Origin of the sequence: Shewanella putrefaciens (assembly GCF_016406305.1) — a bacterium.
Classification (GTDB): Bacteria; Pseudomonadota; Gammaproteobacteria; order Enterobacterales; family Shewanellaceae; genus Shewanella; species Shewanella putrefaciens_C.
Genome location: NZ_CP066369.1, coordinates 172,739 through 185,032, shown reverse-complemented (window position 1 = coordinate 185,032; position 12,294 = coordinate 172,739). Strand labels below are relative to the sequence as shown.

The window sequence follows — 12,294 nt, the reverse complement described above, 5'->3', positions numbered from 1 at the left end:
TGAGCAAATCGACACGATTAATAAGCTCTATCGGATCTTGTTTGGCAGAACATAAGCGGATCGTTTGCTAAGTTGTTAGATTTATAAATCAAGGAGTGATGATGATACTTGGGGAAACCTTAGCTGGCTTACAACTGATGGAAAAGTGCCTTTCTTGGTTCAGAGCAAGATTGGGGCCTACAGTGACGGATACACCCGCCAGCCGCTTCCTCGCCTTGTTTGATGCCCACGGTGTCAAGCCTGGCCAAATTCCCGATTTCTTTGGCCACGGTCTAAGCATTGCCGATTGTCACTCTACAGAATCACTCACTAAGGTGTTAACTTCTGATCTGATGGAAAAAGCGGCGCAGCTTTTTGGTATCAATAGAGATTGGTTGGATTGTGCTAGTGATGTGGTTTACGAGCCGCATTCCTTTTATAAAAATCCTCAAGGATTCGATGCCTATTTAAAAAGTATTGCACTTGAATCACATATACCTTTGCGGGCGACCTTGTACATGCCCACCTGCAATAACTTATTTTATCCTGATGACTCTGGGGTATTGGTGATATCTGTTCCCGTGGGAGAGGTTAATCAACGAACTATATATCGTTTTGAATTGGTCCATTATGATCGTATTTGTTACTGGCACTGTAGAGGTTATTTGGCCGCAAATTTGGCTTCTATGCTTAGAAGGTATGCGGTCGTTTATGGTTCATACGTAGCAGCCAAAGTGCTTGAGCCTGTTGCGCAAGGGCAAAGATTGCCTGTTTACGATTATGGGTCACAAGACGCTTTCCGGTTGAAGGTAAAAGGTCGTGTTTCAATTGAAGAGTTGATTTCACACCCTGATAAATATTTGGAGGGGGTCGATCCTGAAACTAACAAATTTGGGCACCGTGCTGCTATCGATCTATGGCTGAATATGGCAGACCAAATGCGTACCCGAAGTCACGCGGAGCATTCTCGTATAGTGTTGAAATTCGAAGAGGCACTGAAGTCTTTAACATAGAGGGTTACAGGCAAGAAGTATTGCCTCTCGAATCACAAACATCTCACATTCTTTGCTTTAGGTCGTTGAATAGCTTCTAAGGCTGTTGCACAGAACCAAGCCTACAGAGCCTGCAGCTAAAAAACCTAGCCACTTGTTTTTACTTGTAAGGCCTAAAGCACCTATTGCAACAACTGCCAGCAGTTGCCCAGAACCTTTGTTATCACCTAGAAGCCTATTAGCGAAGTGCTCACAGTTAAAGCTGAACGGACAATAACGTTTATTTTCATTTTTGATTTTCTCAAGTTGACTCAGCAAAGCGTCAGGGTCCACTTTCGTTGAACGCTGATATTTCAGTTCTTTTCCTTGAGCGAATTGTTCAATAGATACCACTTCCACATTGTTATCTGGCGAGTTATGTGCCACTAAATTTTCACTAACTATAACACCTACGTGCATTACAGCCCCCTTGCTGCGATAGACTCGATCACCTATCATCATTTTTGTATCTTTATGCATTAACCTCTCCTATAGTGGTTAAAATGAATTTAATTTCAAAAAAAGAATTTGCATGCGTTTAACGCATGTAAATACTAAATGTATTTTCCATAGGAAATCAAGAGCCTTATGACAAATATCGAACAAACGACTTACTCTGCTGTTATGGGAGCTGTGGTTAGTAGCATTCGGCGAGAGAAGGGGATCGAGCAAATTGATGTGGCAAATCGAATGGGCTTGTCTCAGGCAAGTTATAGTCGCTTAGAAGGAGGTAAGGCGACCTTCTCTATTGATCAGGTCTTTCTTGTTGCTGACGCTTTAAAAATTAGTCCTTCAGAGCTATTTCAACGAGTTTGCACGACGATAGGAAAGTTAGAAGCTGAACAGTTTGGGGTTGTTGCCCAGCAAAGAAGTAATGCAATAGGAAGTCAGGATTCTCAAGTGGGGACTTTAGTGGCGGGTGCTGCATTAGGGGCCTTGTTGATTGGGCTACTGAGTAAATCCAAGTAAGTAGACTTATGAGTAAGAAGGCAAGAGTGCTTTGTTTACGCCAATAAATTGATTTGCAGGTAAAAATGACTGTCAAAGTATCTCATATCACTCACATTGATAATCTGTTCAGCATTCTTACCCAAGGATGCTTGTGGTCCGATCATAAGCGCATTGAACTTGGTTTAGTTAACCAGAATATTGGCTATAGCCATATAAAGCAGCGCCGTTTAGTTCGTCTTGTGAATGTGGCTGCTGGTGGGAGTATTGGGCAATATGTACCGTTTAATTTTTGCCCTCGCTCCGTGATGTTATTTGTGATCCATAAAGGCCATGATGACTATCAAGGTGGGCAAGAGCGCGTATTACATTTGATCAGTGATATCGAGACCATTCGACTGACTAACGATAATTGCTTTTTTACCGATATACATGCAGATTTGGATTATGCCGAACAAATAGATGATTTCACTCGTATTAATGAATTGGACTTAGAGCGGATCATTAATGAACGTTATTGGTCAGACTTTAAAGAGGAGAAGCAGGCCGAATTTTTGGCATTCGAATCTGTGGCATGGCACACTATCCGACAAATCGGGGTAAAGACCCAAGCGGTAGCAGAAGAAGTGAGCGTATTACTACAAGCTGTACAGCATAAGCCTGAGGTTATTGTGCGGCCACAGTGGTATTACTAGAGGTTAAAATGATTACTTATCACAAAGGCAATATATTGCACGATCAAGCTGATGCAATCATCAATACTGTTAACACAGTAGGGGTGATGGGTAAGGGCTTGGCGTTGCAATTTAAAAAAGCCTTTCCTGACAACTTCAAAGTATACAAAAAAGCCTGTGACGATAAGTCGTTGATCACAGGTACTGTGCTTCCCGTTTCTCTGAATTCAATCAATTCACCTTTTTATATCATCAATTTCCCTACTAAAGCGCACTGGAAAGGCCAATCTAAGCTCGAATATATTGAGTCAGGTTTGGAGAGCCTTAAAGCTGAAGTTCGCCGTCTTGGCTTAAAATCAGTCGCTATTCCTGCTCTAGGCAGTGGATTGGGTGGTTTGCCCTGGCATGAGGTTGAGCAAGTAATACAGACTTCGCTCGCTGAGTTGCCTGATGTTGATTGGCGCGTTTATCCACCACAAACAGCGCCTAGTGCAGAGCTTATGCCTAATCAAACTCGACGCCCACGAATGACAATTGGCAGAGCAGCAGTTTTAGGTTTGATCGATCGCTATGTATCTACAGGTTTTGGCTACAGATTGTCATTACTTGAAGTGCAAAAGTTAGTTTACTTTTTGACAGTGGTAGGCGAGCCATTGAATAAGGTGGTGTTTAAAAAACATCATTATGGGCCTTACGCTGATGTACTCCGTCACGTACTCGATAAGATGGAAGGTCACTTTATTTCGGGTTATGCCGATGGTTTGAATAAGCCAGAGACACCTATTGATCTCAAAGATGATGCCGCCAAGGAGGCTTTAGGTTTCTTAGCGCAACACTCAGAGACTAAGCAGCGTTTTGATAAAGTGGCTAAGCTAATTGAAGGGTATGAGTCTCAGAACGGCATGGAACTACTGTCAACGGTTCATTGGGTTGTGACACAAGAGTCAAATCCTGCACTGTCTGCTGAAGAGTTGATTGAGCGGGTTCATAGCTGGAATGCGAGAAAGGCTACAATGAAACCCGCTCATATTCTTGCAGCATGGGAACGCTTAAGCGAACAAGGCTGGTTGCAGTTAAAAGCCCAAGTCTAACGATTTTTAGTTGGCGTTATCCTATAGCATTAAGCCTCTTCATTGAGGCTTTGTTATGCGTTTTTCCGGATAGGGTTCTTCTAACTCTTCAAGATGGCCTGTACTGAGGTACTAAAGTTCCCGTCTAATTAGTTAGGCGGCATAAGGGGTTAGCACCTCCTGTATCAGATTAAGGTCAACTCAGTAGGTAACTGTCCAGCTCCCATTATTGGTTACTACGTCAACTTGCGTTAGATCACACGAGCCTCCATAAGAGACAGAAGTAGATTGACCAAATTTAAGCTGTTTGGGAAAACCTTTTTTCTCGAAAAGGCTTTCACAGTTGCCTCTGTTTACAATGATGTCGTTTACTATGACATCATCTTCAATAGCCTTGACCTTCACTTCGATTGATTTCATATACAAGCCCGCCCTGTCGTAAACTTCAATTTCAACATTCGGTTTAGAATCACTGCAAGCACTAATCATTCCGAGCAGTGCAAAAGTAAAAAGCAATTTCTTCATTTTAAATACACCTTAAATTAGTGATAAACCGCTAACGATGATGGCCATTAAATGGAATATTTATTGTGTTTAGCCTGCTGTAAATTGGCATTCGCATTTTTAGCTCTAATCGTCACCATGGACGGTATTGCACTGTGCTACTAGCTGATTGGTAATCAATAGATTGAGGCCCCTATCCACACTAGGGGCCTAATTGAATGTTTAAATTGTGCTATTAGCTGCATTTTTAGTTTTAACAAAAACAGTGATGGAATAACCAATCCCATACATGGCGGCAAAGATCCCCCATCCAGCTGAAGCTTCTAGATCGATTTCTGCAAATGCAGAAGCAAGGATTAAGCATAATGGGAAAAACACCATTCCTATGATTGACATGGTTTTTACGACTGACATGTGTAACTCCTTTTAATTAGCGTGTTTGAAGACACTGTTTGTTCCGAAAGAAAACATTTACTTTCTATCGGTGGGTGTTCTTAATGTAAAAACGGCCATATGACCACTATACAGGTCTAAATGTAATGTTTATAGCGTGGTTTGTCTATCCTGTGTCCGTGAGAATTATCCAGTATTCAATATCCTGGGGTTCTCTAGTGAATGAAGATGAAGTGTTAAAGATGGGCATGGCTTTTGGTCGGGCGGTTAAATTACGCCGCGTCGAGCTAGGCTATAACCAAGAGGGGCTTGCTGATAAGGCTGAACTTGCCAGATCATTTGTATCGAGTATTGAACGTGGTGTAGCGAAGGCATCTATAGCTTCAGTGTGGAAACTGGCCCAAGCGCTGAATTGCAATCCATCGGATTTATGGGTAACGGCCGAGAGGCTTTATGACTCACGCTGATAGATGAAACTAAGAGTTAAACTGTTCTAACTTGATTTGAGTCTACGCTCACGAATGCAGACTCAATCAAACCCGGCTCACAAAGTCCATGCGTTTTAATGCCATATTTACTGTTTGGCTATTGCCACGTTCTAGTGGATCGCGATCTTAAGGAAAACATAAACTCTATGTTTACTAATGTGTTTCATTGTCCCGAGGATTCCGGGCATTTGTTCGGTTAGCGGTAATGCCTCTTAAAAATAATCCGCTCATTCTCGATACGAAGGCATGATTATCTCCCTGACTTAAAAGTAAAATAAAATCAAATAAAGTGTTTACTCTATGTTGCCATAATGTATTTATTTTTGTATTGTCATTTGACAAAAATGGATATTGGACTAAAGGGAATATCATGTTGCCACTGTGGACACTGCACCGTAACTCATCTCTTGCCGCTTTAATGCTATTGCTTTGTTTTGTCTGGATGCCAAATAGCGCAGCTGCACTGCCCCCTGTAACCCCGCCACTGAGTGGTAGCAAGATAAGTTCAACAATCGAGTTGCACTGGAACATTGATTGTACGGTGACGGCTGTCAATATTCAGGAATCTACTGACGGCAATGCTTGGAGCACTGTTTATAGTGGACTTGGTAGCCCTGATGAGGGGACTACTCCACCAATTTTGATGGCACTTTCATTTGACGGCGGTTCTGGAACATATTGCCCTGGCTGGACAAGTGCTCGCTCTGCGAATCTCTCAGGTAAAACACTCTCAGGCTATTACTACCGCATCAATGCCTGTATTGGTACGGCATGCAGCGCCTACAGTGCCAGTACGCTTGTTGGCACCGCACCTACGGGTGGAACGCCCTCTCAATCATCAACCCTAGCCAGTATTGCGACTATCCCGGATGCCAGCAACTCGTTAGCATCTCCCGCATTTGATGAATTAGTGGGTGAAATTAACGGTCAGGCTACGGTTGATGGTGGCGCGTTTTCTTACACCGTGCCGCTAACAGTCGCGCCGGGGCGAAATGGTATGCAGCCCTCGCTATCACTTAATTACAGCAGCCAAGCGGGAGAAGGCTTGGCCGGAATGGGCTGGTCACTGTCAGCGTATTCCAGTATTTCACGCTGTAGCCAAATCTATGACTTAGATGCAACCGCAAGCAATGCAACTTACAGCAGCAATGACAAGTTGTGCTACAACGGTAGTCGACTTGTGGTGACGACAGCCCCCAACTCCAGTGTACGGGGCGTTTACGGGGCATTAGGTACTTTTTATAAAACCGAACGCAATTCCACTGTCATCATTGAACAGTTGGGTGGCGCACTCAATACCAGCACTACCTACTTCAAAGTTTACGAGGCTAATGGCACGTATCATCTTTTAGGAAGCAACGCCAATAGCAAAATCGTCCCCGGGGGGTTAAGTATCACGTCATCTTGGTTACAGCAGCTAACGCGAGATGCGCATGGTAACGAAGTCACGTATTTTTACGATACCTCTTCAGCAGGGAATCGATACCTTCAAGACATTTATTACACAGGCTATAAAGGCACTCAGGGTTCGCGCAGTGTGCACATTAACTATACGGCTGTACCCGCAGAAACCAGTTACCATTGGGGTGGCTATAGCATTAACAATAAGCGCATGAGTAGTATAGATGTACTGATTGATGGTGGCGTAAAAGCGCAGTGGCTATTCAATTATGCGCCCCTCTCTCCAGCAGCGCGTAACGATGCGGCGAGACTTGCCAGCTTATCTTACTGTGATGGTACTGACCCCAGCCAATGTCTGAATACCGATTTTGGTTGGTTTGAGCGTATTTATCAGCATAACTTGATAACAAACCATGCGCTTGCAGCCATCAATGACAATTACACCGTTGGCTTAGCTGTGCGCAAAGACAATGACTATGACGGTGATGGCGTGGTGGATTTATCGATTCCATTAGATGGTATCTATCTTTCTCGGGGCGGTAAAAAGGTCAGTTATCGAACTTTGCCATATAAGAGTGCTGAAAACTGGGCCGGAGACGTTAATGGCGATGGTGTTCCCGCATCTAATGAATACAGTACCAATGTGGTCAACGGTGCCATTGATTATGACCTTGATGGGGCCGATGATTTTATCTACACCGATAATAATTCGCAGTTAATCATCACGAGTTTGCTTCCCAACGGCGCTATCAAGCGCACCTATTCCACCGGGATTAATGCCACGTGTTATGCGTCGGTTTATCGCGATATTGGCGATAAGTTTTGCGCTAGCCATGTCATGGATTTCGATGGGGATGGTCGCAAAGACATTCTATTAGCCACCAACAAGCAAGCCGGTGTCGGTAATTTCACCCTCACCTATAAGGCTTATCAGCGTAAAGCTGTGGGTGATGGTTTTGATTATCGCGGCAGTTTCAGTGTCAGCGCTGCAGAGCCGTTAATCCCCATGGATGTTGACGGTGACGGTGAGCCTGATTTAGCACCAAGCCAATTTAATTCAACGCTAAAATGGTACAAGGTTGTCTTTAACCGTGCGAATAACACGGTTTCATTTATTGAGAAAAACCAAACCTTTGCCATTAGTGTCGATAAAATGTATCGCGCCACACCAAGCCGGTGGGTCGATTTCAATGGTGATGGATTAAGCGATATTTTAACCCTGCACAAAGTCAAAAGTACCGACAACTTTTTTACTCGTTACATCATTATTAACAAAGGAGCCGGATTATTTGAAGCGCCTTATAACACGGGAATAAAAGAGCTCGCTTGGACGGTTGATGGCGGTAAGATTGCCAAAGACCCGCTCTATGGCGGGCCTGCAGGCTATGTGCATGAGCGCTTTATTCAGTTTGTGGACTATAACGGTGATGGTCGCCAAGACATTCTATACCCAGATAGACTCCGTAAAAAATACACCTATGAATGTTGGACTTGGAGCTCCAATGAGGCCTGTGCAGCCGTTGATGGTGCATCAGCCCCTAAGTTTTACGACTACGATGTGTGGCATTGGAATGTGCTACTGACTAACCCTGATGGCAAAACCTTTACCGATGTGCAATTGCCAGTTTATGGTGCGTTAGCAACATTATCACCGATTGATTTAACGGGTGATGGCCGCGTTGATTTTGTCTCTGGGGTGGGTTTTGAGTCGGATGCAGTCAAGCGCACTTGGTTCTATGGCAGTAAGCAAGGTGGCAAGCCGAGTAGTTACCCGGTAGGTTTTCTAGTGTTTGCCCATGCAGCGACACAGGATACGGTCATTAACAGTGTTAATACTGGCATGGGGCAGAAACTTCAACTGGATTATACCCAGCTGAAACAGCGCTACAGTGTTGCAGAATCGACATTAAATTATCCTTATGTTTACTTCACCAACACCATGCGAGTGGTATCAACCTTAAAAAGCGATAATGGGGTTGGTGGGGTCGATACCACCCAATACAGCTATAAAAATGCGCGTTTTCATGTCGCAGGACGCGGTTTTCAAGGTTTTAGCGACATCATTGAAACGCGCACCGATGCACTTAACAGTGAAAGCCTCACCACTCTGACTCAATTTGAACAGACCTTCCCTTGGTCTGGGATGGTGAAGTACAAAAAGGTCACCGATAGCCGCAATAACAACACGCTCAGCGAATATTCAGTACAGAAAAATGCCCCTTTATCCAGTAGTTATGTGGTCGGCCAAAGCGCGTGTTTTTACCCTCAAGAAAGCACGACCACAAAATGGACTGTTAACCCAAGTGCCAGAGTTTCAACGGTCAAAGAGACCACACTTAAAAATGCCCACTGCCAAGTGACCTCAAACACGGTTACCAGTGAAGACAATACGGTGCTGCATACTCAAACCACTAACCAAGCTTTTACGAATAGTCTCGGCTGGTTAATGCCGACGGTGAGCAGCACCAATCAAACGGTAGCCTATAAAACAACCCATGAAAGTGTGGTGCTTAATCCCGCGAACACCGCAACGGGCAAAAGAGTCACCCATACCTATGGCACCAATGAGCAGGGTGTTGTGGCACTCACATCGACTAAGGTCGAGGGCATTGGCTCCTTAACCGGCACTGGAAGTACGACGCAATTTAGTGCTTATGACCCCTATGGGCATGCATTAAAAACCACTGTCGGTGACCGCTATACCCAAGTCTCCATGAGTAATGATGGTTACTTTGTGTATCAAACATTTAATGCCCAGTGGCCGGGTGTCGCGTCGTCAACAACGCAATACGACCCCTTGACCGGTGCAGTGCTCACCTCGATAGATATCAACGGTGTGACCACCACCAATACCGTGAATTTTATCGGCAAAATCACCAGCAGCGGCAGCGCTAAAGGGGCCACAGTCGTCACGCCAACCGTGTATAGCAGTATGGAATGGTTAACTGGCAATTATGCCTACAGCGTCACGCAGCGAAGCAGTGGCCAACCGGAAACCATCGTCTATTTTGATAGCTTAAATCGAGAAGTGAAAACCGTTACGGCTGGGTTTGCTGGGGATATTATTACCGCAAAACACTATGACGTTAGAGGCAATTTGGTGAGCGAGACTAGACCAACCCAATCCTATGGGACGGCTGAAGTCGTGCAGTATCAAGGCTTTGACGTATTGGGTCGACCCAGTCACAAGTTATATGACGACGGCATGGTCTCCTATCAATCGCAATACACTTATGTTGACGGTATTCGAACCGATATCGATGTATCGGGCGACTTTAATCTCCAAATGAGTCGCAGCTATAACAGCTTGGGCCAACTGCTGAGTACAACCGATGCTAAAGGGCATCACAGCTATTTTGCTTATAATGCCGCTGGTTTACCGGTACTCATTCAAGATGTGCTCGGCAGTCGTATCACTGCGCAATATGATGATTTGGGGCGCAAGGCATGGTTTGATGACCCCAATATGGGTAAGTGGCGATTCAGTTACAACCAGTTTGGTGAGTTAGCTACCCAAACTGATGCGCGCAATCTCGTCACCACGTTTACCTACGACAAACTGGGCAGACAAACAAAGCAAAGCAATACTCAAACTACACGCACTTGGGTGTATGACACCACGGTCGGTAATGGCAAGTTGTATCAAGCCAGTGTCTCTGGGCACACCCAAACGCACAGTTACGATACCGTGGGGCGAATGATACAAACCATCACCCAAATGGGCGGCCTTAACCTAACGGAAAAGTACGCCTACGACAGTCAATTTGGTCGCCTCAAAGCGATGGCTTTCCCCAGTGGTGAGCATGTTGCTTACCGTTTCAATGATAACGGCTATCTGATTGAAGACTATCAACGCTTTACCGATGGCAGTGAATTGTCTCTGCGCACGATTGAGGCGTACAGCGCCTTAGGGAGTGTCAACCAGCAACGATTCAGCAACGGTAAGATACAACAATTCTTCCGCAATGAAGCTGGCTCTCCACTTTCGATTTGTACCAGTAATAACGGCAGTTGTAGCACGGTCGGTATTCAGTATCTTAACTATGACTACGATGCTATGGGCAATCTGGTTCGGCAAGAAAATGCCATCGCCCGCTTTGCAGAGGATTATAGCTACGATGAACTGATGCGGGTCGATAATTCCACCAAAACCATTAAAGGCACCACGTATGCGCCTATCAATTATGACTATGATGCCGCGGGGAATATTCTGGTCAAAGGCGATTATGGCAGCAGTTATCTCTATGGTAACGTGGGTAAAGGTTTAGGGGGTAATGCAGGCCCCAACGCGATAAGACAGTTTATTCGCGGGGGTACAACCTACAACTTTACCTATGATAACAATGGTAATCGGTTAATTGGCGATGGGGCGACCTTAACTTACGATGACCAAAACAAGCCGTTAACTGTGGTGCGTAATGGCACCACCAGTACCTTTAGTTATGATGCGAATGGTCAGCGTTATAAACAGGTGAAGCAGCAAGGTAGCAGCATCACGACTACCTACTATGTGGGCAGTTTTGAACGTGAGGTCAGCAGCAGTGCCACCATCGATAAGACTTACATCGGTGACCACACCATCAAGATGAAAGCCCATGTGGGGAGCTTAGGTAATCTATCGCCATTTCAGCATGTATTAAGGGACCACCTAGGCAGTGTCGATACCTTAATCGATGGGCAAACGGGCGCAGTTCTGCAATACCGGGGTTATGATGTGTTCGGCCGGCCACAGGATATTGCCGCAGGCAATGTATTACTGACGGCCTGGCAAGGCGTGACTAAGGGCTACACCAATCACGAGCATTTGAATGAGCAGCAGTTAATTCATATGAACGGCCGGATTTACGACTTTAATGTCGGCCGCTTCTTAAGTGTTGACCCGTTTTTACAGTTCCCTGAGAACAGCCAGAGTGCGAACCCTTATTCGTACATTTTGAATAACCCCATGGCAGGGACGGATCCGACGGGTTACGCCTGTGCAGGCTCAAATCTAGAAAGTGTCTGTGATAACTATTTTAAGGATAATAACATCGTAACGGAGAACATGAAGCTGACTGATGCTATCTCCAATACGTTAAACAACGGCAAAGCAACAGCATCAAATGGGCAAGCAAATGAGTTGCAGATGGCCCAAACTGGCGGAGCAGCCAAGCAAGAGAAGAAAGCCGTTGGATTGCAGCTGAATACAGACAAACAAAGTTTAAGCTATGGTAATGATCCTAGCTTTATCAAAGGATATGATTCGGTCGAAGGCGATATGTCTGGAATTCTTTCTATGACTGGTCCGGCGCTTGCTGTTGATGCCGTAAAAGCAGGTATTGAAACAGCGAATGAAATTGCAGATGAGTATGAAAAATCTGGTCTTTCTATGTCCACCTTCATCGTTGCAGGAAAAGCTGCTGGTGAGGCTGCTATTGATGTTGGGGCGAAAAAGCTTAGACTGCCTGGGGTTGCAACGAGGACAGGGCCTAAAGGTGTAGACCCCAATCATCATAACGCGAATGTGATGGTTAGGGACGCAAACGGAAATGTCGTTAGTCATGAGCGCGTTGTAAGTGGAAATATGACGACTACTGAAAAAGCTCTAGGCTTCCCCAAAAATACGTTGGCTTCACATACTGAAGCTAGAGCCGTTACCAGCACGCCACTGAAAACTGGCGACACAATGACGATTACTGGTCAACGTCCTCCATGCCCATCCTGCAAAGGCTATATGAACAGAGCTAGTGCAGAAACGGGAGCGACTATACGCTATCAATGGCGCGAAAATGGGCAAACGCAACGTTGGACAGCAGGCGGAAATTAA

9 protein-coding genes are annotated in these 12,294 nt (G+C 45.1%); 6 read left to right on the top strand and 3 right to left on the bottom strand.

The window, feature by feature from the left end; translation table 11 throughout:
* Window positions 1-98: 98 nt before the first annotated feature.
* A complete protein-coding gene (locus tag JFT56_RS00770) occupies window positions 99-992 on the top strand; it encodes a hypothetical protein (protein ID WP_198781896.1) in 894 nt (297 codons plus the stop codon).
* Window positions 993-1,049: 57 nt separating this feature from the next.
* On the opposite strand, the gene JFT56_RS00765 is transcribed toward JFT56_RS00770, so the two are convergent.
* Window positions 1,050-1,490 (bottom strand): hypothetical protein, encoded by a 441-nt coding sequence (locus tag JFT56_RS00765; protein ID WP_198781895.1) that lies wholly within the window; start codon window positions 1,488-1,490, stop codon window positions 1,050-1,052.
* 108 nt (window positions 1,491-1,598) lie between these two features.
* On the opposite strand from JFT56_RS00765, the gene JFT56_RS00760 reads away from it, so the two are divergent.
* From JFT56_RS00760 to darG, 3 genes are all read left to right on the top strand, one after another.
* Window positions 1,599-1,979: a helix-turn-helix domain-containing protein gene (locus JFT56_RS00760; RefSeq protein WP_007651325.1), complete on the top strand. Its 381-nt coding sequence runs from the start codon at window positions 1,599-1,601 to the stop codon at window positions 1,977-1,979.
* Window positions 1,980-2,044: 65 nt separating this feature from the next.
* Window positions 2,045-2,653, top strand: coding sequence for a DUF4433 domain-containing protein (darT, locus tag JFT56_RS00755; protein WP_198781894.1), 609 nt, complete (start codon window positions 2,045-2,047; stop codon window positions 2,651-2,653).
* 8 nt (window positions 2,654-2,661) lie between these two features.
* Window positions 2,662-3,723 (top strand): macro domain-containing protein, encoded by a 1,062-nt coding sequence (darG, locus tag JFT56_RS00750; protein ID WP_198781893.1) that lies wholly within the window; start codon window positions 2,662-2,664, stop codon window positions 3,721-3,723.
* Between the two features lie 180 nt (window positions 3,724-3,903).
* Here darG and JFT56_RS00745 read toward each other — a convergent pair whose 3' ends face one another.
* Entirely contained in the window at window positions 3,904-4,227 is a 324-nt protein-coding gene (locus JFT56_RS00745) for a hypothetical protein (RefSeq protein WP_198781892.1), read from the bottom strand.
* Between the two features lie 201 nt (window positions 4,228-4,428).
* Window positions 4,429-4,620, bottom strand: a complete 192-nt coding sequence (locus JFT56_RS00740) for a hypothetical protein (RefSeq protein WP_007651320.1) — start codon at window positions 4,618-4,620, stop codon at window positions 4,429-4,431.
* A 125-nt stretch (window positions 4,621-4,745) separates the two neighbouring features.
* Between JFT56_RS00740 and JFT56_RS00735 the strand changes: the two genes are divergently transcribed.
* Window positions 4,746-5,066, top strand: a complete 321-nt coding sequence (locus JFT56_RS00735; protein ID WP_083820801.1) for a helix-turn-helix domain-containing protein — start codon at window positions 4,746-4,748, stop codon at window positions 5,064-5,066.
* 391 nt (window positions 5,067-5,457) lie between these two features.
* Window positions 5,458-12,294 carry a SpvB/TcaC N-terminal domain-containing protein gene (locus JFT56_RS00730; RefSeq protein WP_198781891.1) on the top strand — a complete coding sequence of 2,279 codons (6,837 nt, stop codon included), beginning with the start codon at window positions 5,458-5,460 and terminating at the stop codon, window positions 12,292-12,294.